We start from the raw sequence: 23,166 nt of genomic DNA, 5'->3' as shown, positions 1-23,166 counted from the left end.
ATAAGCCATTCGCTAGCGAACTATCTCGGGTGCTCCGCGTCGACGATGAGAGCGAGTTAGCGTAGCGAAACAAACTTGATCGCGCTTCCCGGGCCTGTCAGGAATTTTGTGTTTAAGGCATAACATGCTCTCAAGGAGAGTTTATGCCTCGCAAACCGAAAGCCCAGCCGGCGGCGCTGCCGGCGATTCCGGCCGAGCTGCTTGAGCAGTTCGGCAACGGCCCGATGACGGCTGAAGCCATCAATGCCGCGACGCTGGCGCTCAAGAAGGCGCTGATCGAGCGTGCGCTGGGCGGCGAGATGAACCATCATCTCGGCTACCCTCTCGGTGCTGCCAAGCCGGCCAACGCCACGAATCAGCGCAACGGCAAAGGCGCCAAGACGGTTCTGACCGAAGACGGTCCGATCCGCATCGAGGTGCCGCGTGACCGCGACGGCAGCTTCGAACCCGTCCTGATTCCCAAGCACGAAAGGCGCTTCACCGGCTTCGACGACAAGATCGTCGCCATGTATGCCCGAGGCATGACCGTACGCGAGATCCAGGGCTTCCTGCTGGAACAGTACGGTACGGAGGTCTCGCCCGACTTCATCAGCTCGGTCACCGACGAAGTCATGGCCGAAGTGACTGCCTGGCAGGCCCGACCGCTTGAACCGATGTATCCGGTCGTGTTTTTCGACGCACTGCGGGTCAAGATTCGCGAAGACGCCGTCGTGCGCAACAAGGCGGTGTACCTGGCGCTGGGCGTGCTGCCCGACGGCACCCGGGAGATCCTGGGCCTGTGGATCGAGAATACCGAGGGTGCCAAGTTCTGGATGAAGGTGTTCAACGATCTGAAGACGCGCGGCGTTCACGACATCCTGATCGCCGTCACCGACGGTCTTAAGGGCATGCCCGAAGCTCTGGCGGTGGTGTTTCCGGCGACTACGCTGCAAACCTGTATCGTCCATCTGATCCGCAACAGCCTCGATTACGCCAGTTGGAAAGATCGCCGAGGACTGGCCGCCGCGATCAAGCCGATCTACGCCGCTCCCAGCGCGGAAGCAGCTCAGGCCGAACTCGATGCGTTTGCGGATGGGCCGTGGGGTCAGAAATTCCCGACCGTCAGTAGCGCGTGGCGCAACGCCTGGGATCGCGTGATCCCGTTCTTTGCGTTTCCGCCGGGTGTGCGCAAGATCATCTACACGACGAACGCGATTGAAAATATCAACTCGCAGCTGCGCAAGATCATCAAGACCCGGGGTCACTTCCCGACCGACGAGGCAGCCACCAAACTCATCTGGCTGGCCTTGCGCAACATCACCGCGAATTGGGGAAGTGCCGCTCATGACTGGAAGACGGCCATGAACCAATTCGCTATCCTTTACGCAGATCGATTCGCTCGGCCTTCCGTGTAATTACTCCACCCGCCTTGAACACGGAAATTCTGACACCCCCCGCTTCCCCGCTTCCGGATGCAGCAAGAAGTTCGATAACTTATCGGCCTATTTCAATTTCGGCAGCAAGCATAGATGGGTCGAAAACGTCAGTCGAGTGCCCCCTCTCCAGCCAGACCAACCAACGTATCAACAACATGGCGGACTTTTGGTCGGAGATGTGCGACTTTCGGCCAAACTACATGCACGTCGATCAACTCCTTCGACACTTCGTCGAGCACCGATACCAAGGTGCCCTCCTGTAAGCCTCGCCGGACAAGCGACATTGGCATCTGACAAATACCTAATCCAGATAACGCTGCGTCGACAATGGTGTCACCATCGCTGATCTGATGAGTGGGCGGTGGTGAGATTCGCTTTGACTCACCATCTGTATTGATACGCCATGACAGAGGTTGTCCTCTGCGATAGCCCACGATACACGAGTGATGCTGGAGATCATCAACCGTCTTGGGAGTTCCGTTTCGCTTGAGATATTCCGGAGCGGCCGCTATCACCATCCTCTGGCTCGTTAAGCGGCGTGCCACAAGCCCGCTAGAACTTTGGAGCTCGCCAAATCGCACTACGAGATCCACGCCCTCCTCAATCGGATCAATGATGTGATCGGAGAACGTCATCGTGAACTGGAGGTCGAGGTGTTCTCGGCCAATTTTGAGAAGGATCGGAACCAGCACGCGGCGCCCGAATGCAGCCGGCATATCAATGCGCAACCGCCCCACCGGTCGTTGCTGACCTGGACCCAGTGCGGCTTCGGCCGCCGAAATTTCATCTAGTGCAGCCGAGCACGCAGCAAAGTAGGCCTCACCGTCGGCAGTGAGGGCGATGCTTCGCGTGGTCCGGTGAAAGAGCTTCGCGCCAAGGCGCTCCTCGAGCTTGGCAATCGACTTGCCAACTGCAGACTTTGTAAGCCCGAGTTGGTCCGCCGCGTCCGTAAAGCTGCGAGATTTGGCGGCGGCGACGAAGATCGCAACGCCGCTGAAGGATTCGGGCTGAGCCATGAAAAATGCCCTATCGGAGAATCACTCTCTCCATATATGACATGGATCGGGTGGTTGTCAACTTCCACTCAACGGCTCGCAGGAGTATTCGCCTTATCGGCGTCCCTCGAAATCTGCCGCCCTCAGATCCGGACGGCGCGTCCCGTCCAAGCTGCCTCAAGTGCGCAATTCGCGATTCGCAGCGCTTTAATGCCATCACGAGGGGTCGCGGGCATTCCAGTGCTCCTCTGTAGCGCGTCGACAAATGCGTTGAGCTCAACACGATACGAGTCCGCATGCCGCTCGAGGAAAAAGTGGAGCAGCGGATCGCGCACTTCTGTTGCACTGCTCGTCCATCGACGTAGGCTAGACGGACGATGGTTCTCGTTGAGGAGCATCCCCTTCGAGCCGAAAACCTCCACGCGCTGATCAAAGCCGTAGACAGCTTGTCTTGAGCCGTTGATATGGCACTGCTTCCCCGATGCAGTTCGTATCAGCACCATCACGCTATCGAAATCCGGGATCTCTTCCAGGCCCGGATCAACCAGGCGATTGCCCATCGCCATCACCTCGACCGGGTCCTCGCCCAGCAGCCAGCGAGCGGTGTCGAAGTCATGGATGGTCATATCGCGGAAAATGCCCCCTGAATGGCGAAGGTATTCTCGCGGCGCAAGGCCCGGATCCCTGCTCGTGATGATGATTTGGCGAACATCCCCCACCTCGCCATCGAGAATTGCCTTCTTCAGCGCAATCGCGTCCGGATCGAATCGTCTGTTGAAAGCAAGCATTACCTTGCCTTGCAATCGCTCAATTTCCTCGACGGCAACGAGTGCCCGGTCGATGTCGAGGTCGATCGGCTTCTCGCAGAGAACCGGCTTTCCAATTCGTACAGCGCGCAACATAAGGTCTATGTGGGTGTCCGTCGGGGTACCGACGATTACCGCGTCCACATCTTCGCGATCGACGACCGTCGCACAATCGAGGCTGAAGTCGCAGTTGAGTTGACTCGCCAATTCGGCGACTGCCGCCTCGTTCGGATCGGCAACAACAACCAGTTCGAGACGGGGGTCCGCGGCCACATTTGCCGCATGGATTTTTCCAATACGTCCCGCACCAAGGACAGCAATTCGCAACATACAAGTCTCCCGATTACATCTACGCGCCCATCCGGCACGCTATCTATTAAAGGTCAATAATCACGGGGAGCCAGAGCCCTTTGGCGCGTTATGAACCATCGGATCTATACTCTGAGACATCCACGTCCGCTCCCTTCGTGCGACCGCAATTTCGACCGCTATTCGGTCCTACCGTCGCCCCCGCCAAGGCAGATGGCCAGCGCATCCGTGCTGGGTCGACATCGACGATCAAGAAAGCCTAGCCCCTTCTACGTCTCGACGGCATCGACACGCCGCAGGGAACACGCGAATGGTGAGCCAACACTGACGCCACACACACGCTCGTTATCAGATAAGGCTTCGAATGCTGCCGCCATCTACGCCCCAAACGGCAGAAGTTACAAACGAAGCGAGATCTGACGCCAAGAACACGATCACATTCGCGACTTCCTCCGGCTGACCTAACCGGTTTAACGGTAGTTGACGCAGCGAGAGTTCGTGTTCGACGGCTTCGCGTGGCGCCATTCCATGGAATTTCCCCATCGTATCTGCGAAGCCGCCTTCTTTAGTCCAGAAAGGCGTCCATACCGGCCCTGGGGCGACAGCGTTGACGCGAATCCGCGGTGCCTCGGCGCGAGCCAGCCCTTTGGTCAGAGCCAGCACGGCCGCTTTCGACGCCGAATAGTCGATGGGAACCGGCTCTGGCTGCCGTGCCAAATCGGATGCATTGTTGATGATGACAGCCTTCTCTCGTGCACGAAGTGCAGGAAGCAGGTGGCGGCATGCGCGCACGTAGCTCATAAAGTTTAGGTTCAGGGTAAATTCCCAATCCTCGTCCGAGAGGTCCTCGAAGGTCCGCACCTTGCCTGCGCCTACGTTGTTCACGAGAACATCGACCTGCCCGTTATACCGGTGCAGCACTGAATCGATCCCTTCTGAGACACCAGTGGCCTTCGAGAGGTCGGCCTGCGCGATACTTACGTTAGTCCCCATCGCTCGAAGTTCCGACTGAACCTCTTCGAGTGCCCCGCCATCGATATCCACGAGGCACAGCCGTGCTCCTTCCTTCGCAAACGCGACTGCCGTTGAGCGACCAATTCCCTTTGCTGCGCCAGTCACGAGGACGATCTTTCCATCAAGACCTGTTTCCATGTTTGTCTCCTTAATATTTATCAGCAATCCTCTTAATTTGAAAAACAGAAATATTCCTGTTCATCTTGCGCCGGCTAACGCCGACTACCCGACGGCTCTATGTTATCGGTTATCGACGCGCTTTATGAATGGTCTGATATCGATCGACTTCCATATCCCCGCCTTATTGAAAGGATCATTCCCGACGAACGCCTCGACGTCACCGATACTTTCGGCTTCATAGAGGAAGAAACTTCCGATCATCGTGGTTCCATCCGCTTTGGTCAGCGGGCCCGAGATCAGTGTTTTCACCGGGGAAGTTTGAAGATAGGCTTTGTGGGCGTCGTAGTGTTCGAGCCGGCGCTCGACGACAGCATCATGGTCAAGACAATAGACAGTGAAATGCATATCGCACCTCCAGAGCTTCAAATGGCTGGTGCACTCACGCGCGGACGGTTGTCACCGTCATTCGCGAGTGCCGACTTGTGTCGCCCTAGCTCGGGCGCACCCCGTCAAACGCATCCTGCAGCAGAGCGTGGATCGCTTCACGCTCGATAGGCCGCGGATTCCAGTACGGATTCGAACTGGCAATTTCGGCAGCTTTCGCCACGTCCTCGGCTTTCATACCAATTTCCTTCAACGCGACCGGAGCGCCATTCGCCTTTGCTAACTCGTAGATGCCAATCGCCGCATCGTCGGCGCCGATCGCGCGTGCGATGCGTGTCATCGCTTCTGGTGCTGCTTGCCTGTTGTACGCGAGCGCATGTGGGAGCACGACAGTATGGGTCTGGGCGTGCGGGAGATTAAAGCTCCCTCCAAGGGTATGGCAGAGCTTATGATGCAACGCCATACCAACGCTACCAAGCACCGTCCCGCACAACCACGCTCCATAAAGCGCCTGCGAGCGTGCATTGATATCAGTTGAATTAGCAACAATGCCCGGCAGCGCCCGGGCCAACGCCGAGATTCCCTCTTCGGCCATCAGGCTGATCACCGGATTCGCATCGCGGGAATACAGTGCTTCTGCTGCGTGTGCAATCGCGTTTATACCACTCGTCACCGACAATCCAACCGGCAATGTGATCGACAGATCCGGATCGTAAATTACCGTTTTCGGAAGCACCCTGACATCGGTTCCCGTCTTCTTCAGGCCACCCTCGGTGATGCCATAGATAGCCGTCATCTCGCTGCCGGCGTAGGTCGTTGGGATTGCCAGAATGGGAAGACCGGAATCCATCGCGATTGCCTTCCCGAGACCAACCGTGGAGCCCCCGCCCACAGCGATAGCGCAGTCTGCGTTCAGTTCCCGTGCCAACTCACGTGCTTCGCGAGCGAGTTCAATAGGGACGTGCATCACGGCCTTGTCGAAAATGGCTGCGGCACGGGCGCCCAGACGCTCAGCTACCGCCTCCGCAGTCCCGCTCTGTTCCGGCGTACAAAGAATCAGCGCCCGCTCTGCCCCCAGTTCGAGAACTTCGCGCTCAAGGTGCTGCAAGCTACCCGCACCAAATACAACACGGCCCTGGCGCGCCTGATATAAAAATTCAAGCTTTTTCATGTACGTGCTCCGCGTTGATCGTACGCATCACGTTACGGTCAATTTCATAGTCGACCTGAAACCGTGCCGTCCGCAAATCACCGAGCTCCGTGCGAACACGTAAATGCTCAGGATGGGAAGCGTAGGCCTCCAACGCCTCACGGGACTCGAATTCGGTCACCAGTACCACGTCGCATGCATAGTCAACGCCGCTTAAGTCGATCCCTACCTCAAGATGGTGCATCCCGGGAATTCGGCCACGCAACGCTTCGAACCTTGCCTTCACAAGCTCCGATGCCGCCGCACGCTCGGCGTCCGTATCCCCGCGCACGCGCCACATAACGATATGCCGGATCATGCAGTAGTCTCCGAAGGATTGAGTACGAAATCGAAGTCGAGCGAGTACCACGGTACGTCGAATACCTTGCCGTCTGGTGCGATTCCCGGCTCGTGGCGAACCCAGTCTGCTATCAGCGAAGAACGGACGCCGAAGACCACGTCAGAGTCGAGATACTGATCGCCATTCCGGAACACGTGCGTGATCAGTGTCTCGTAGCCAGGCGCCTGAAGCATGAAATGCAGGTGGGCCGGCCGCCATGGGTGACGCCCCGTCGCATTAAGCATCCGACCTACCGGCCCATCGTGGGGGATGGGGTAAGCTTCAGCGAGAATCGACCGAAAGTGGAAGTACCCCTCGGCATCAGTTCGAATCCGCCCCCGAGCACGATGTTCCGTAGGCCCATCGCCAGTATGGGTCTGAACGTCGTAGAAGCCGTCTTCGTCTGACTGCCACACGTCAAGCCATGCATTCGGCAAACCTTCACCGTCGGTGCCTCTTACTTGGCCTTTTACGTAGCACGGTGCACCATGCGCACCATTGGAGATGTCGTCTCCGTTGGTGTAGATGGGAGCCCCCTCCAGAAAAAACGGTCCGAATACCGTCGCCTCAGTGCAATTTGCAGGCTTGCTGTTATTCTGAGCCGTCACCAGCATGGACAGGCCGAGCGTATCCGAAAGCAGAATGAATTCCTGACGCTTGTCGTCTGTGATGTGACCGACCTCAGTGAGAAATGAAATGGCCTTGAACCACTCGGCCTCGGTTAGCTTCACCTCTCTAGCAAAGGCGTGCAGGTGTTGCACGAGATGCGTCATGATCGTTCGCAGACGAGGGTCCTCGCACTTTGCAAACGATTCGATCACAGCAAGCGTGATGGTGTCTTCGTTGATATTGCGCATTTCAAATGTCTCCGTTGTGCGATCTCGCAAGCGTCGTCCGACAAAGTTAAAGCTTCGCCGCGGGAAATAAAATGCGCTCCGGTGAAATGACATTTCCGGGCGCCGGAAGAATACTCCGTCGTCTATTCCAACGCCGCTGCGCTATGCAAGCCAAGTCGCAGCCACCACCATTTTTCAGGCCCGAGTGCCTCTCACGAAACGAGTCTGGACCATACGAGCCAAGGGGTTGGCCAGTACGCCGCCCAAACGACCATCCAGCAGCACCACCATCAAAAGAAGCAGACCGTTTACGAGCAGGATCTCGGTCGATGTCGCATTGAGCAAACCGAGTCCATTATTGAGCACCGTCAGGATCAGAACGCCGACTGCGACGCCGAGCGGCGTACCGATCCCGCCCTCAAGTGCCACACCACCCACAATGGCCGCCGACGCAGCTTGAAGTAGGACATTACTTCCCATCGTCGCGGACGCAGTCGCAAGGCTTAGCGATAGCAGTCCTCCACCGAGCGCTGAAAGACTGCCGGAGATTGCAAAACCTACTGTCAATGCAGCGCCGACTCGCGCGCCGCTCTGGACGGCAGCCTTCCGGTGTCCACCCGCTGCATAGATGTCCCGACCGAGCGTGGTATATCGCAAAAGCAGCGATACGACCACATAGCAGAAGATGGTAATCAGGCTACGCGGGGAGAAGATGCCAAAGATGTTCTGATCCAGGAAGTCGCTCGCATCGAGATTCGCCCAGCTCAGGACACGCCCGCCAGCTAACCAGTAACCGACGCCCGTGAGGAACATCATCGAGCCGACCGTTGTGACGAGCGACGACACACCAAGCCAGGGCAAAAGCGCCGCGTTCGCGATACCCACCACGATGCCGAAGCAGACGGCATAGACCAGGCCAAGTACCGCACTGTCGCCGCCAAACTTCACGGTGATCAGGCCCGCGACAGTCGCAAGCGCCGCCACACTGAGGTCGAATTCACCAGCAACCATCGTCACCGACAAGCCCAGCGCTACGATGCCGAGGAAGGCGAAAGCCTGGAAAATCGCGTACAGGTTGGCCGCTGAGAAGAAGTGATCGACGGTCAGGCCGAAGTACACGGGCATGCCGATTAGCAGGACCGAACGAATCACAAAATTCAGAAGACGTTGAGATTGATTCATTTCGCTCTCCGCTTATTTCTTGCTGGGCCCGAGACGGGCGAGCAACGCACCGAACACGACCGCCCCCAGCACCACCATGCCTTTGACGACCAATTGATACTCGTAACTAACGCCGCTCACGAGCAGGATATTACTGATCACAGCGAGGAAGATGGCGCCGGTAACCGCGTCCGATATCTGTCCGCGTCCGCCACGGATCGAGATACCGCCGACCAGCACTGCGGCGATTGCGTTGAAGTCGAGATCGACCCCGTAGGTGAGATTTCCTTGCGCGGACGACGATGCGATGAGAGATCCGGCGAGCGCCGCCGCCGCGCCTGCAAATCCGTAGCAGAACAGGGTGGCCGCCATCAGGCGCAGACCCGCGATGCGAGCAACCTCCGAACGCATGCCAATGAACCTGATCTCCCGTCCGATACGCGTCTTCTGCAGTATGAAACTCCCGATGATCACGAAAACGGCGAGTACGATGATCTGGGTCGGCAACCAGCCAAAGAACTTGCCTTGACCGAGCCAGGTTGCATCGCCATCTCCGATGATGGTAAGGCCGCCGGTATAGAGCACGCCTGCGCCGAGAATGATGGAAGAGGTCGCGATCGTCGTGATGATCGGATTCGCCCTGCCCAGCGCGATGATGGCGCCCTGCGCAATGCCCATCGCAAGACCAGCAAGAACGACGGCGAGAACGGTTACGCCGAGTCCGAGGTGGATCAGTGCAGCGAACATTACCGTCGACACCGCAGCCGTCGCGCCCATCGAGAGCATGAACAGATTTCCGCTCAGTGTGACGAGCGCCATCCCGACTGCACCGACTCCGACCGCGGAAACCGAGTACATCAGCGACTGGACGTTGCCGAAATCGGTGAAATGAGGAACGACGACCGCTGCAACGATGATCAGCAATAGCGTTGCAACTCGGATGGAGCCCGCATGAATACTCGTGCTGCCGAACAGGGCCGAAGCCCAGCGCCTATAGAATGTAGGGGAAGCCCGCATAGAGGGTTCAAGAGCGGTTTTATGCATGGCCAGCCTCCACGCGTTGAGTTCTGAGCGAAGCGTGGTCACCCGCCGCCTCGCCCTCACCTGCGACGATGTCATGCAGGACCGTATCGCCATCGATCTCGTGTCGCGGCTTGCGACGAACCATCTGACCTCGGAAGATCGTCACCACCGTATCCGCGAGTTCGAGGATTTCCTCAAGGTCGGTCGAGTAGAAAACCACGGCCAAACCATCGTCCGCCATCTTCCGCAGGGTCGAATAGATTTCGCTGCGCGCCCCGATATCCACACCGCGCGTTGGCTCGTTCAGCAGCAGGAGCTTCGGCGCGAGCGCCGCCGCCTTGGCGAGCGAGACCTTCTGCTGGTTACCGCCGCTTAGGGTGGAGACCTCGTGCGGCAGCCGCTTCGCATCTATCGCAAACATGCCGGCGAGACGCCTCGCTTCCGCCGCCTCAGCCGCTCGCTGCATGACGCCAGCGCGGCTGAACTTCGACATTACCGATGCGGTGATGTTGATACCGATCGGAGCGTCAAGAAACACGCCCTTGTCTGCGCGATCCTCGGCGACGTAACCGATACCGCAACGAAGAGCGCTTCCCACGCTGTCGATCTTTGCCGGCTCCCCATCCAACTTCACAGACTTCGAGACGTCGCCGCGGAGCCCAGCGAGCGCTTCTACGACCATTTCGGCACCAGATCCGAGCTGTCCGACGACCGCTACGATCTCCCCCGGTGCGACGTCGATGCTGAGATCTTGCAGTTTGTCTCCGACGTTGAGATTCCTCACCGACAGACGCGACGGAAGCGACGTATGTTCTTTCGTTTCCTTGACGGGACGACGCACGAGTTCACGACCAATCATCGCCTTCACCACCTCGCTGGTAGTCATATCGGAGGTTTTGCTCGTGATAACGTGCTGACCGTTTCGAAAGACAGTAATTCGGTCGGTTAATGCAAAGACCTCGTCAAGTCGATGACTGACAAAGATCATCGCCGCCCCTTGATCCCGCAGACGTCGCGCAACATCAAACACGCGCACGATTTCGGCGTCCGACAGTGTGGCGGTCGGTTCGTCGAGTAAAAGAATTTTTGCCTGCCGAGACATGCCTCGCGCAATCTCGACCAATTGACACTCAGCGAGACTCAGTCGCGACGCTTGCGTTTCCAGCTTTACGTGCGAGAGTCCAACAGAATCGAGATGTCCACGAACCGTATCGCGATAGCGGCTACGCAAATAGATCGTGTGCTGGTCCGAGCCGCCCAGAAGGATGTTGTCGAGCACCGAGAGGGTGGGGACAATCGCCAACTCCTGGTGAACAATCGAGATTAGTTTGGGATCCGTGCGATGACCGAGCTTCAACTGCTGGCCAGCAACAATGATCGAACCATTGTCTGGCTCAACCAGCCCCCCAAGAATTTTGATGAACGTGCTTTTCCCTGCGCCATTTTCACCACAAAGCGCGTGGATTTCGCCGGGGACGAGCTCCAGGCTCACTCCTGTCAGTGCCTTGACGCCGCCGTATTGCTTGGTGAGGTTTCTGGCGCTCATCAGGCTCGGTGTTTCAACGGTAGGAACACCGTTGATCGGATCTAGTAGCATTGTCTTCCTCCAATGGTGAATCGGTCGAGTCGCCAATTCGCCTATAGTCCTGCATCCACCTTGTTGCACCGCCCCTCTGTCACCGTCAATCAATCTCGGATCCGCATCGCATCAATAATCGGACGGCACACCACGGTCGACAGAGGTCGCCGATCGCACTTCTACAAGCCAGTGCCGACTACCACATCTGATCGGTCATCGCAGGGTGAAGCCACCGTGAGAAGGGACGGTGGTGTGCGCTACGCCCAAGCTTTTGACAACGCGTTGCCTCCGTGTCGTGGACCGCTGCGGCGATTTCGCGATTGTTGACGAAAATATTATTTCATCGCTCCGAAAAGAAAAATGCCGGGAGGAAAAATGATCTTTCCTCTCGGCGGAAATATCGGCGACAAACTCGAGAAGAAGATTCAGGTCAAAAAAATGCGGCTCCGGCAATATCTCGCACCGGTAGCCGCCCAACTTGGAACATCCCTCTCCCGTTCAGAGTGCGATCGAACATCTCTCGACAGACGACCTGATGGCGCAGTCGACGACGCGCTGAATCTCCCACGCTTCCTGGAAGTCCGGAAACGCCCTCTGCCCGCCCTCGATTGCATCGAGAAATCCCGCCATCTCGATGGTCTTGAGATCGTTGAACCCAATCTGGTGCCCCCCGGCAATTGTGAAGTTCGCATACGGTGGGTGTGCGGGCCCCGCCTCGATACGAGTAAATCCGGAAGTACGCGGGTCGTCGCCACTGCGATAAAAATTAAGCTCGTTGAAGCGCTCCTGGGAGAATATGAGCGCTCCTTTGGTCCCATAGACTTCGAACTCGAGCTGCATCTTGCGCCCTGTTGCTGCCCAGTTCGCTTCGAGAGTGCCCGCGCAGCCTCGCGCGAAAGTGACAATCAAGCGTGCGATATCGTCGACCTTCACCTCGCGTCGCTCGCGCGCGCCGGCAGCGACCGGGCGTGCCTTGTTTACTGTCTCGAGTTGCGCTGTCACTTCCACGATCGACCCAAGAAGGAAGCGGGACAGCCCGATGATATGGTTGCCGATCTCAGCAAGCGCGCCTGCGCCATTTTCCGGGTCCACTCGCCAGCCGTATGGAATTTCGGGGTCTGCCATATAATCTTCGGCGTGCACACCACGAAAGCTGGTAATGTCGCCAAGCTCGCCATCGGCGATCATGCGGCGCGCAAGAGCAAGCATCGGATTCTTGATGTAGTTGTATCCGACCTGCGTCACCACTCCTGCCGCCGCGGCAGCTTCGACCATCGCCAGTGCGTCGGTGGCGGAAGGGGCGATAGGTTTTTCACAGTGCACGTGCTTGCCAGCTGATATCGCCGCAAGCGCCATCTCGCGATGAAGGCTGCACGGCGTCGTGATGGAGATCACTTTGATTGCCTCGTCTATGAGCAGTGATTTCCAGTCCGTGGTTGCCCGCTCGAACCCGAACTGCTCCTGGGCTTGCCGCGCACCCGCCTCATTGACGTCTGCCACCGCGACGAGGCGCGGCCATAACGACTCCGGGAAGGCGTTGGGCACAGCACGGTAGGCGAGCGCATGTGCCCTTCCCATGAATCCTGTTCCGATCACGCCGACACCAATCTCTCGTCTCATCCAAGCCTCCAAATATCGATCGCAGCACGTCGTGCCGCGATCGTCGAAATGACTGGAGCGCGCGAGGCAGAATTGACTACTGCCTCAACTGCCGATCACTTCTTCTGGGAATAGCAGACTTTCACGTCGGCCTTCGTCGCGATCGGGTTCGGCAGATACTGGAGCGCCTGCGGGGTACCGCCGGTAGCCAGCATCTTTGCTGCCTTGGCCGCATATGCGCCGTCGTCGAAAGGAGACTGCTCGACATCGGCGTATGCCTTGCCGGCGTTGATCAGGTCGACGCCGGACTGGTCGCAGCCGTGGCCGACGAGCACAAGCTTGGAAGGATCGAGGCCAAGACGTTCGGCTGCGGTAACAGTGCCTCGCAGCTGTGCATCGTTTTCGGTGTAGACGCCCTTCACGTCCTTGTACTGCGTGAACAGTGCCGAAGCGGCGGCGCCCGCCTTGACGGCGTCCCAGTCGCCCGGAAGAGCGCCCACGACCTGAATTCCCGGTGCCTCTTTTTTCAGTTCATCAACGAACCCCTGATAGCGCTGGAGCTGCGGCGGAGTACCCATCGGCCCGTTGATGACGATCACCTTGCCGGTCGCACCGTAGCCCTTATCCTTGAAGCCCTGGACCATGGCCTTGGCTGCGGCCTGGCCGTTGCTGATGTCGTTCGGCCCGGTGAACACCTTCCAGTATCGGGAGTACTTCTGATCCGGCATCGAATTGGAAATCACAAGCGGAATCTTCGCCTGGTCGATTTTGCGAATCGACGGGACCATCGCACTTGAGTCGACCGGGACGAGCACGATGACGTCCGGCTTTTGTGCGAGAGCTTGCTCGACCTGCGTAGCCTGTTCGTTGGCGTCGTAGTTCGTAACCTTCACATCGAGGTTAATGCCCTGAGCTTGTGCCTCTTTCTTGAAGCCCTTGATGTAGAGCGCCCAGTATTCGACGCTCTGTGTTGGCATCAGAAGCGTAACGCGCGGCGGCTGACTGGTCGCGCTCGCCGCTGTGCTCGCCGCCAGCGTTGCGATGGCTACGCTGGCGACATATCGATTGATATTGATCATACTGTGTCTCCTTCTAGATCACACCCGATATTGAGCGTGTTGGTTTTGATGTTTTCGAGGCAACAGTACGGGCTGCGAGCTCAAAGAAAAATGCGGGCCCACGAAAAGTTATTTCCGGGTAGCGGAAATATGCGCTGAGAGAGCGCAGATCACCACGGCAAAGTGCACAATTTCGCTCGATGCCTTCGACTCACTATGTCCCCTATTCTTCGTAGAGAAAATTTCTACATTCAGTGGAACGCAGATGTGTTTATCATCCCAGATTTCTACGCGATAGTCAGGTACACGGCGACCATACTATGTCGTCACCAACCTGTTCCCTATCGAGAGAATCGAAATGTCAAAGTCGAATGTTGAGCTCGTAGCAGCCTATTTCACGCTATCGGGCGACGTGTATCCGTTTGGTCCAACTGAGATCAGCCCGTTCAGCTTCAAGGACCGCGTTGAGGCCGCTGCCCAAGCAGGATGGTCGGGCATTGGGCTCATTCACTCGGACATCTATGCGACTGTCGACAAGATTGGCTTCGCAGAAATGCGACGTATCCTCGAAGCGAACGACATCAAGCACGTAGAGTTCGAGTTCCTCGTCGATTGGTATCAGACCGGCGAACGTCGTCGCGCGTCCGACAGCATGCGCTACTACTACCTGAAGGCCGCTGAAGAATTGCGGGCGCGCATCGTCAAAGTCGGACCTGGGATCGGCGAGGACATCGCAAACATCCCCCTGATGGTGGAGGAGTTCGCCAAGCTCGCCGAAGACGCCGAGAAGCGTGGCACCCAGGTAATGCTCGAAATCATGCCGTTCAGCAACATCCGCACAATCGAGACTGGCAAAGCGATCGTCGAGGGCGCCAACAAGGCGAACGCTGGTCTTCTGCTCGACATTTGGCATCTCTCGCGCGGCAACATCGATTTCAAGGAAATCGCAACCATCAAGCCGCAATTCATCAAAGGCATCGAACTTGACGATGCAGATCGCTATGCGATCGAACCTCTCTGGATGGACACCTGCCACAAGCGTCGTCTTCCTGGCGAGGGTGTACTCGATGTCAAGGGGTTCATTAAGGCTGTCCAGGCGACTGGCTTCGACGGTCCGTGGGGCGTCGAAATTCTGTCCGAAGTCGAGCGGAAGCTTCCGCTGGAAGAGATGGCAGCACGTGCCTACAACGCGACGATTCAACAGTTCAAGTAATGCAGGCGCGCCGGGACCGTCGGCCGCGTCCGTTGGTCCCGGACATATAGCTAGCCCGATCACTGCAAAGCGGACAAACAATTGCTGCAGTGGAAATTCCGTGATCCTGGATCTGACTAGCTATGCGGCATTGATCGCGCAGCCTTTTCGACTCCGCGCAACACGCGGCGGAAGTGATGTTTGTCGACACTCAAGGCGCCAGAGACCTCCTAATCGGATCGAACCTGCCATCTCAGACTGCGGCCGCTCCGTCTTGTTCTCAGCGCAGACCTCCCCTCGTCCAAAACAATCCGCTCACCGACTACCCATCAGCACAGTGGCGATGAAGAGTGTCAGTGCGCCCCGTTCCGATTGCGCACCGGTGCGCACTTTTTCGAGATGCTGCGAAGCAAATCGAAGAATGGCCAAGGTGTACCCGCCGGAAGGCCCTCACACTGATTCGTCATGGCTCGCCACAGCCTACGTGGCGTCCGGCAAACAATCAATCGCGGCTGACAGAGAGCCGGTCAAGCCTGACGTCGTGCGTTGACCGGCAATACATCTGCTTCGCGGCAACCGGCTCGGAGTCAGCGGAACCATGACAACGTTGGGTGATCCATTGCAATAGCGGTGATGAGTAGGATCCTGTGAAGCGTAGAACACTACTCAAAATGACTGTAGCCACTGGTGCGTCAGCCTCGCTTCCAGTCCTACCCATATTTTCATCAATGAAAGGAATCGACAATATGAAATATCGCGGCGTCGTCTACGACGTGGGCTTGAGGTTCACGGCCGACAACCCCTACTCCGTCGAGCATTTCGATCCGAAACTCGTCGCCTATGACATCAATACCATCGCCACCAGACTGCATGCCAACGCGATTCGCATCGAAGGGGAGGAAATCGAACGTCTAGTAACAGCATCGCGTATCGCGCATGCGGCCGGTCTTGCTGTGTTCTTCAACCCGTGGAAGATGAACGTGCCGATCGCTGAGTTGCCCGCCTATTTCGCGCACGCCGCGCGCGCCGCAGAACAGTTGAGGAGTGAAGGCACCAACATCGTTTTTGTCGCCGGCTGCGAAATGTCCTTATTCAATGACGGTATCCTTGAAGGGTCGACCGTAATCGAACGCGTGCATGGCATGATAGGGCTCGAAGCGGCAGTCAAATCGGGTGATGACCTGCTACTGCGAGCCAAGGCAGCAATGTTCAACGAGGCGCTCGGGCAGATCGTCGACGGAGTGCGCAAGACTTTCAAAGGCCCGGTCACTTACTCAGCTGGCATGTGGGAGGCGGTGGACTGGAGTCCGCTCGATATCGTCGGCATTGATCATTACCGCAACGGCGAAGCGGCGGAACAATACACCGAAGCCCTGGATCGCTATCGCTTCAGCAAGCCGCTGGTTGTCATGGAGGTAGGCTCCTGCGCCTATGACGGAGCGGGCAAGCTAGGAGCCGGCGGCTTCATGCGTCTGCAGGGAACGAACCCCGACGGGACGGGGATTTTCACGGATGGTATCGTGCCGACGCGAAGCGAGCGAGAACAGGCCGATTACGTCGAGGAGCAACTCGAATTGCTGAACGATGCCGGTGTCGACGGAGTGTTCATCTATGTTTTCTCGTTCCCGACATATCGGCATGGCGAGGGAGCACGAGACCTCGACATGATGAGTTTCTCATTGGTCAAGACCTATCCTGACGATCATCTCAAATCCAAGCAAATGCCTCCATGGGAACCAAAGGAGGTCTTCCATCGAATCGCACACATCTACAAGAAGCAGGCCGCTCGATAAGGGAACGTTCGGCGCACGGCGCTGACGCGCAGTGCACCGAAAACGTCTGCAGCCTCAGTCTGCGGTCAGGAAACGGAATAGGCGCCGTCGACCAAGAGATTGTGCCCGGAAATCCCGCTAGCCGCGTCCGAAGCGAGGAATGCAACAGCCGATGCAACCTCGCCCGGCTTCATAAGGCGTCCGATTGGCATATCCTCGAGCCATTGCTTCATAACCGCAGGATTCTCTTCCCCAACCGCTTGCAGCATTGCCGTCTCGGCATAGGCTGGACTGACTGCGTTGACTCGGATATTTCGCTTCGCCCACTCGACCGCCAGATTTCTGCACATATGGGCAACACCGGCCTTTGACACATCGTAGCCGATGTGAACCTCCGGCCGAACCGCTGTCACTCCGCAGATAGACGAGATTGCAACAATGGAACCCCCGCCTGCCTTCGCCATTGCACGCCCTGCTTCACGTATGCAGAAAAACACGCCGTCCAGGTTCACCCCCATCACCCTACGCCAACTCTCGTCTGTATGCTCCAGTGTGGTTTCATCGTAGGAGACGCCTGCATTCGCAACCAGGATGTCCAAGCGACCATGCTTCGCGACAATTTCGCCAACCCCCTTCGCAACTGCCTGGCTGTCGGCAACGTCAAATGAAACGAAATCCAACTTCGAGGGCTCGGCTTCAAGATCCCGAGTTGCTTCGGCCGCGGCTGCAACTCGGTCGGAAAGAACGACCGTTGCGCCAAGCGCCAGCAGTTCCTTCGCGATAGCCTGTCCGATTCCACCTGCACCGCCCGTGACAAGCGCAACTTTTCCCTTTAGTGAAAGCTTCTCAATCAGTGTCACTTTACTCTCCGATAAATTTTTGATTAACCACTCAAGAAGTCAAGATCTCGGCTTCTCGCCGCTAAGGCGGGCGATGACGAGTGCCACGAGAATGATTGCGCCGTAAGCAGCGTCGATCCAGAACGCGGCAACTTGCGAGAGCGTCAGGATGTTCTGCAAGATGCCCAGCAACAGAACTCCGGTCAGCGCACCGACGAGGCTTCCCTGGCCACCGTTGAGGCTGATACCCCCGATAACAGCCGCTGCAAAAACATAGAAAATCATGTTCTGGCCTTGGCTCGCAACGATCGACGAGATTCGCCCCGTCAGCATGATTCCCGAGAGTGCGGCCAGGATCCCTGCGACGACATAGATCAAAATGGTAATCTGCTCAACACGAATACCGGCGACACGCGCTGCTTCTGCATTTCCTCCGATCGCGTAGATCGATCGGCCCAGCCGGTGATAACGAAGCAGAACTGCGAACGCGGCAAAGAGCAGTCCAGCCACCCAGATTGATGCAGGAACCGAGAGCCATTTTGCAGACCCGAGATAGGTGAAGCTGGAGGGAAGATCGAAGAGCGTCCTTCCGTTAGTAATGCCAACTGTTGCGCCACGAAGCAAGATCAGCATTGCGAGCGTAGCGATGAAAGCATTCAGGCGGAGCTTCACGATCAACATGCTGTTGAAGAAACCAATTGCAGCACCGATTGCGAAGGCAATCGCGATTCCCAGCCCCCCGCTCAGGCCGAGACCAAGCCCGCCGTTCGAGGCGTCGGTGGCCATCAACCAGCCCGCCACCATAGGCGCGAACCCGACGATCGACTCGAGAGACAGATCGAATTTTCCGGCAATAAGAATGAGCGTCTGCGCCAGAACCAGGATGGACAGCTCCGACGACTGCTGCAAGATATTTAGCAGATTGTCGGTTGTCAAAAACGCCGGATTCAGGAATGTTCCGACGATCATCGATATGATGATCACGGGGACCAGAACCAATTCACGAAGAGAGCCGATGATGTTGACTTTGCCCGTCATACCGGTCGGAATAGTACGTAAAGAAGTGTGTGCCATGGTGGTACCCTCAAAATTTCGAACTACAGTCCCTCGATCGCCGCCACGAGCTTGTGCTCGTCGTACCCGGCATCAAACGTATGGGTCAGGCGCCCTCGAAATAAGACGTGGACGCGGCTGCAAACAGCCAGCTCGTCAAGATCGTCAGAAATGACCAGAACTGATGTTCCTTGTGCTCTAGCTCTCTCCACAATCGAGAAAAGTGCCTCCTTCGATGCAATATCGACGCCCTGGGTAGGAGATGCCAGCACCAGCAATTTAGGTTTCGGCGCAAGAGCGCGCCCAACCATGCCTTTCTGTTGGTTCCCACCACTCAGTTCACCAATTGGTTGACTTTGTGACGACGCAACGACACCGAGCGAATCCATCAGCTGACGAGCGGACTCTGCTTGCCTGCGAGGACTGATGAACCCACCCCAGCCAAAGGTGTCGTTTATCGAAACGGTAATGTTCTCCGCGATCGACAGCTGAGGTAGTAGACCCGCCTCGTGTCGATCTCGGGGGACAAAGCCAACTCCGCACTTGCGGGCACCCACTGGGTCCCCCATGGGAACTTGTTTCCCGTCAAGACGGATCACTCCAGCATCGGGCGTTCGCAGTCCGGCAATCACCTCTCCAAGTTCATCTTTCCCCGAACCGGCGAGACCAGCAACTCCCAGACACTCTCCCTGCCGAATGGTGAAGGACACACCATCAAGCTTGTCTTTCAGCGACAGCGCTTCGATTGTTGCGGTGACCGGAACGGCGTCGCTCGGCGGCGGTGACGAAGATCTTCTCAGGGCGGTCCCAGATGCTCCAACCATAGCCTCCACGAGACTCGCTTTTGGCATATCCTCAAGCAGGCTGTCCGCCACGAGCTCGCCATCACGCATGACACTCACGCTCTGGCATATCTCGTAGATCTCTTCGAGATGGTGCGAGATATACATAAATGTGATGCCAGATTCCTGCAGGGCTTTGATTCGATCGAACAAACGGGACACCTCACGCCGCTCAAGTTCGGCGGTCGGCTCGTCCAGCACAAGCAATCGACTTCCCTGCAGCAGCGCGCGGCCAATCTCGACGATCTGGCGTTGCTCAACACTCAGACGCCAGGCGGGCGTGTTGGGATTTACGTCGAGCCCCCAACTACGCAGCACGTCCGCAGCGTAATCGAACGATCGCCGCCAATTTATCCATGCGCCACCATTGGGATTTTGCCGGTTAAGCAGCAGATTCTCGCCTACTGAGAGCGTGGGAATTATCGTCCAACGCTGGTAGACACATGCAATTGTTTCACGCCACGCATTTCGGTTGTTAAGAGCCGGCGCCGGACGTCCGCCAAACTCGACGGTTCCAGATGTGGGCTCAAACAACCCGGTCAACATCGCGACGAGCGTTGATTTGCCCGCACCATTTCGACCTACAAGTGCGCGCGAGTCACCGGTCGGGACTTGCAGCGAGACGTCCTTAAGGACACGAACAGAACCAAAGCTCTTGCAAAGGCTGTGCGTGGATACGGCGAGAGCAGGACGATCGGCTGCGCCCTCACGATGATTGTCGGCAACGGCAGTTGCGTTCACTTCGGTGTCTCCTATTGCTTGGCGGATCTCTCTCAAATAGATCTTCCTGTGCCACTACGTTAACCTATTTCTTCGAGTTTCCCCACAAGGAAGCATCGTTGACATTCTTTTCGTCAACGACCGTCGCTGGAATCAAGTCCATTTTGTTACTGCCCAAGGCAACCACATTCGCCTTGATTTCAGCATGATCGCCATCGGGCGCATTGAGCGCTTGATGCGCAAAATAGACTGCGTGACGGATATAAAGATTTAGCGGCTGGGAAATTGCGACGTCGACATATTTCTGCCGAATATTTTTCAGTGCGGTTTGCGTACCGTCGATAGTCACCAATGCAATATGCTTCGGGACGCCCTTCGGAACCAGCTTGCCCGCGCTCTTCAAGACACTCAGGACACCCTCAAGCATAACGGAGTCGCTTTGCAGATAGATGCCGTTGAGATCCGGGTTCGATGTCAGAACCGTTTGCGCGATGGACGCAGCTTTCTCGGGCTTCCAGTTGGTAGGCTGCTCGATAACTTTCACATTTGGGTAGTTCTTTTTCATACAGTCATCGAAGCCTACCGTTCTATCGCGTCCGTTCGTCGTTGCCTGATCGCCCATCAGCGAGAGCACCTTGCCTTTACCATTGAGCGCCTGCCCCATGGCCTCGCATGCTTGCTGTCCCATCTTGATGTTGTCTGCGCGGACGATCATGTAGACCTTCCCGCCGGCCGGCGCGGCATCCACCGCGATCACCGGAACGTTCTTTTCTTGCGCAAAGTTGAGAGCAGGAACAATGGCGCGACTGTCGGTCGGGTTGACGATGAGAAGATTCGCTCCGGCCGTCACGAGATTGCGCACATCGGTGATCTGTTTGGCGGCGTCCCCGTTTGCATTTGCTGCAGGAAGGACGCCGAGACCAGTGCCTTTTGACTGCTCGAGGATTCCTTGGACGAGAACCGATTGGAACGGATCAGTCAAAAATCCAGCGGAGTAGCCGACCTTGGGAGTTTCGGCTGCGGAAGCGGGAGGGTTGGCAAGTGCAGCGCCGGAAGCGAAGATCACACCAACAAACTTCAAAAATTTTGTGCTCATGCTCGTGTCTCCATTAATTTGTTAATTAATTCTATTTCGCGAGGCCCAAGAATTTTTAAATCCTCAAACCAACGTCCGATTTAAGGATGTCTCGCGTCAATACCAAAAGTAGCGCACCACCATCGCGAAAAAAATGCTTGTGTGCAAAATCACCTTTCCGATGGGCGGAAGAATCCTGACCCGACGCGCAGAAATTGCTGCAGAGCACGCCGCGTCGACTCTTTCACGTGTATTTTCCGCAATGAGAGTGACGCGGCCGATCAGATGAGCAGGTGGCCCGCTGCGCGTGAAAATTACGCCAGGAACTTCCGGCCGGCAGCAATTGCGGCTTCCGCGGCCTCCGCCAACGGCTTCTCACGCCACGAAGTCGAGAGAATCTCCACCCCCCACGGTCCAACGTAACCGGTCGACCGAACCGCATCAATGAATTCGCGGACCGCGAACGAACCTTCGCCAGGCAAGAGGCGATGATGGAGCGTGTCATTCCATACGTCGCCTACCATTTCTGTCGCAGCGTCATTGATTTCCACGGAAACAATGTCGTTAGCCGTAAGACGGGCGATATCCGCCATTGTCGACGGACCTCGTTCGATATGCCAAATGTCGACGAACAAACCACCATTCTTGGCACCGGCGTCCCGAACAACTTCCATCGTCCCATTCACGCTGTTGAAATTCGACCACGGCATGATTTCGATGCCAACCCTCATCCCAGCGTGTCCCGCATCTGCGCAGAGATCGCTGAATGTTTTCACCAAAACCTCGTGCGGCCATTGTTTTCCTTGGTGGTCCCCGGAGACTTTCAACGCACGGGCACCCAACGCTTCACCAGCCTCAAGAAGGTCAGCTCGCTCAAGGTCCGATTGCGCCTTGCGATCACCGTCGGCAAACCAGTCCGTCAGAATTTCAACTTCAATGTCTTCAATACCGTTCGCATCAAGGATCCGCTTCATGCTTGCGTAGCCGAGTCGATCACGCACCGCAACAAGATCTTGGTGGACAAAGCCCATTCCTTTGAATCCTGCCCGTGCGGCCGTTTCAACACGCTCCTCGAAGGTGAAGGGGCTGACTTCAGTGGTCGCCAGCGGATAGACCGTCCCGGAGACCGTCCAATAGCTGGCGACGAAGTTGACCTGGGTGGACATTTGCAAACCTCCTTATTTCGATGATGAGAGTCTTAAAACGCCATGAGCGTTCGAAGACACTAGTAACACTAAGGTAGTGACTGCCTCGCCATTCTTGAATTACGAGGACCCGCGAAGTAACACCGGCACCTGCCGAGGCCTTCGCGTCGAGCAAGAAGAAAGCAGATCTGCCCCTAATGGGTCCGCTGCCTCCACCACCGGTAACGCTCGCTCCAAATCACGCTCTGTCCGAGGCGAGCGCAAGAATCGGTGGCCGTCATGCGCACTGTAGTAGGCACTCTGTCCCAGTCTGAGTGACGCATTGACGATTCGCATCGAAGCGCCAGTAACCCCTAGCAACTTCGGCTTTCCGAGCGCTACGAGCCTTACGCCAACCGCTCGTCACGGGGACGCCATCGAGTATCTCGATACACGATCCGAACAGCCGACGCCTCGACAGGCGCCGACGGCAGCGCGCACGAGAGCGAGGCAACGATCACTAATTTGGTGGGAATTCACGCTGCTGTCTCCTAAGCCCACGATTGACGAACGGGCTCCGTGTTCTTGAGAAAGCAAGATAAGAGGGGGCGCGAAAAAGAAAAATGCAACAGAACGAAAACTTATTTCCGCCTACCGGAACAATTTAGCCTGTACGCCTTCCGACGAGGATTCATAGCGAGACAGAACCGGCGCCTCCTTT

Annotated in this window: 20 protein-coding genes; 3 read left to right on the top strand and 17 right to left on the bottom strand. The window is 57.0% G+C overall.

Annotated elements, in window-relative coordinates:
- Positions 1-143 precede the first annotated feature (143 nt).
- Positions 144-1,394, top strand: coding sequence for an IS256 family transposase (locus CUJ89_RS07890; protein ID WP_114176554.1), 1,251 nt, complete (start codon positions 144-146; stop codon positions 1,392-1,394).
- A 128-nt stretch (positions 1,395-1,522) separates the two neighbouring features.
- Here the strand turns inward: CUJ89_RS07890 and CUJ89_RS07885 are convergent, their stop codons facing one another.
- The 12 genes from CUJ89_RS07885 to CUJ89_RS07830 all read right to left on the bottom strand — a co-directional run bounded on the left by CUJ89_RS07885 (position 1,523) and on the right by CUJ89_RS07830 (position 13,849).
- On the bottom strand, positions 1,523-2,431 hold the full coding sequence (locus tag CUJ89_RS07885; protein WP_114176838.1) for a LysR family transcriptional regulator: 909 nt from the start codon (positions 2,429-2,431) through the stop codon (positions 1,523-1,525).
- Positions 2,432-2,553: 122 nt separating this feature from the next.
- Positions 2,554-3,546: an inositol 2-dehydrogenase gene (iolG, locus tag CUJ89_RS07880; protein WP_114176837.1), complete on the bottom strand. Its 993-nt coding sequence runs from the start codon at positions 3,544-3,546 to the stop codon at positions 2,554-2,556.
- Positions 3,547-3,873: 327 nt separating this feature from the next.
- On the bottom strand, positions 3,874-4,677 hold the full coding sequence (locus tag CUJ89_RS07875) for an SDR family NAD(P)-dependent oxidoreductase (RefSeq protein WP_114178536.1): 804 nt from the start codon (positions 4,675-4,677) through the stop codon (positions 3,874-3,876).
- Positions 4,678-4,779: 102 nt separating this feature from the next.
- Positions 4,780-5,064: a YciI family protein gene (locus CUJ89_RS07870; RefSeq protein WP_114176836.1), complete on the bottom strand. Its 285-nt coding sequence runs from the start codon at positions 5,062-5,064 to the stop codon at positions 4,780-4,782.
- A gap of 85 nt (positions 5,065-5,149) precedes the next feature.
- Positions 5,150-6,214, bottom strand: a complete 1,065-nt coding sequence (locus CUJ89_RS07865; protein WP_114176835.1) for a maleylacetate reductase — start codon at positions 6,212-6,214, stop codon at positions 5,150-5,152.
- Positions 6,201-6,551: a Dabb family protein gene (locus CUJ89_RS07860; protein ID WP_114176834.1), complete on the bottom strand. Its 351-nt coding sequence runs from the start codon at positions 6,549-6,551 to the stop codon at positions 6,201-6,203. Before CUJ89_RS07860 ends, CUJ89_RS07865 begins: the two co-directional genes overlap by 14 nt.
- Positions 6,548-7,429 (bottom strand): intradiol ring-cleavage dioxygenase, encoded by an 882-nt coding sequence (locus CUJ89_RS07855; protein WP_114176833.1) that lies wholly within the window; start codon positions 7,427-7,429, stop codon positions 6,548-6,550. The genes CUJ89_RS07860 and CUJ89_RS07855 overlap by 4 nt, the downstream gene beginning before the upstream one ends.
- A 174-nt stretch (positions 7,430-7,603) precedes the next feature.
- Positions 7,604-8,590: an ABC transporter permease gene (locus CUJ89_RS07850; RefSeq protein WP_114176832.1), complete on the bottom strand. Its 987-nt coding sequence runs from the start codon at positions 8,588-8,590 to the stop codon at positions 7,604-7,606.
- A gap of 12 nt (positions 8,591-8,602) precedes the next feature.
- Positions 8,603-9,613 (bottom strand): ABC transporter permease, encoded by a 1,011-nt coding sequence (locus tag CUJ89_RS07845; RefSeq protein ID WP_114176831.1) that lies wholly within the window; start codon positions 9,611-9,613, stop codon positions 8,603-8,605.
- Positions 9,606-11,189 (bottom strand): sugar ABC transporter ATP-binding protein, encoded by a 1,584-nt coding sequence (locus CUJ89_RS07840; protein WP_114176830.1) that lies wholly within the window; start codon positions 11,187-11,189, stop codon positions 9,606-9,608. The genes CUJ89_RS07845 and CUJ89_RS07840 overlap by 8 nt, the downstream gene beginning before the upstream one ends.
- A 480-nt stretch (positions 11,190-11,669) precedes the next feature.
- On the bottom strand, positions 11,670-12,791 hold the full coding sequence (locus tag CUJ89_RS07835; protein WP_114178535.1) for a Gfo/Idh/MocA family protein: 1,122 nt from the start codon (positions 12,789-12,791) through the stop codon (positions 11,670-11,672).
- 95 nt (positions 12,792-12,886) lie between these two features.
- The gene (locus CUJ89_RS07830; protein WP_236654931.1) at positions 12,887-13,849 is read right to left on the bottom strand and encodes a sugar ABC transporter substrate-binding protein; all 963 of its coding nucleotides are present in this window, start codon (positions 13,847-13,849) and stop codon (positions 12,887-12,889) included.
- A 337-nt stretch (positions 13,850-14,186) separates the two neighbouring features.
- On the opposite strand from CUJ89_RS07830, the gene CUJ89_RS07825 reads away from it, so the two are divergent.
- Complete coding sequence (locus CUJ89_RS07825; RefSeq protein WP_114176829.1) at positions 14,187-15,041, top strand: sugar phosphate isomerase/epimerase family protein; 855 nt, start codon at positions 14,187-14,189, stop codon at positions 15,039-15,041.
- 725 nt (positions 15,042-15,766) lie between these two features.
- On the top strand, positions 15,767-16,813 hold the full coding sequence (locus CUJ89_RS07820; RefSeq protein ID WP_114178533.1) for a hypothetical protein: 1,047 nt from the start codon (positions 15,767-15,769) through the stop codon (positions 16,811-16,813).
- 65 nt (positions 16,814-16,878) lie between these two features.
- On the opposite strand, the gene CUJ89_RS07815 is transcribed toward CUJ89_RS07820, so the two are convergent.
- From CUJ89_RS07815 to CUJ89_RS07795, 5 genes are all read right to left on the bottom strand, one after another.
- Positions 16,879-17,652 carry an SDR family NAD(P)-dependent oxidoreductase gene (locus tag CUJ89_RS07815; RefSeq protein ID WP_161556527.1) on the bottom strand — a complete coding sequence of 258 codons (774 nt, stop codon included), beginning with the start codon at positions 17,650-17,652 and terminating at the stop codon, positions 16,879-16,881.
- Between the two features lie 39 nt (positions 17,653-17,691).
- On the bottom strand, positions 17,692-18,705 hold the full coding sequence (locus CUJ89_RS07810; protein ID WP_114176827.1) for an ABC transporter permease: 1,014 nt from the start codon (positions 18,703-18,705) through the stop codon (positions 17,692-17,694).
- Positions 18,706-18,728: 23 nt separating this feature from the next.
- The gene (locus CUJ89_RS07805) at positions 18,729-20,267 is read right to left on the bottom strand and encodes a sugar ABC transporter ATP-binding protein (protein ID WP_114176826.1); all 1,539 of its coding nucleotides are present in this window, start codon (positions 20,265-20,267) and stop codon (positions 18,729-18,731) included.
- Between the two features lie 64 nt (positions 20,268-20,331).
- A complete protein-coding gene (locus CUJ89_RS07800; RefSeq protein ID WP_114176825.1) occupies positions 20,332-21,342 on the bottom strand; it encodes a sugar ABC transporter substrate-binding protein in 1,011 nt (336 codons plus the stop codon).
- Positions 21,343-21,635: 293 nt separating this feature from the next.
- Positions 21,636-22,487 carry a sugar phosphate isomerase/epimerase family protein gene (locus tag CUJ89_RS07795; protein WP_114176824.1) on the bottom strand — a complete coding sequence of 284 codons (852 nt, stop codon included), beginning with the start codon at positions 22,485-22,487 and terminating at the stop codon, positions 21,636-21,638.
- Positions 22,488-23,166 lie beyond the last annotated feature (679 nt).

It is taken from the genome of Burkholderia pyrrocinia (assembly GCF_003330765.1).
GTDB classification, from domain to species: Bacteria; Pseudomonadota; Gammaproteobacteria; order Burkholderiales; family Burkholderiaceae; genus Burkholderia; species Burkholderia pyrrocinia_B.
The sequence above is the reverse complement of the archived record's forward strand: the minus strand, read 5'-3'. Positions and strand labels throughout refer to the sequence as shown.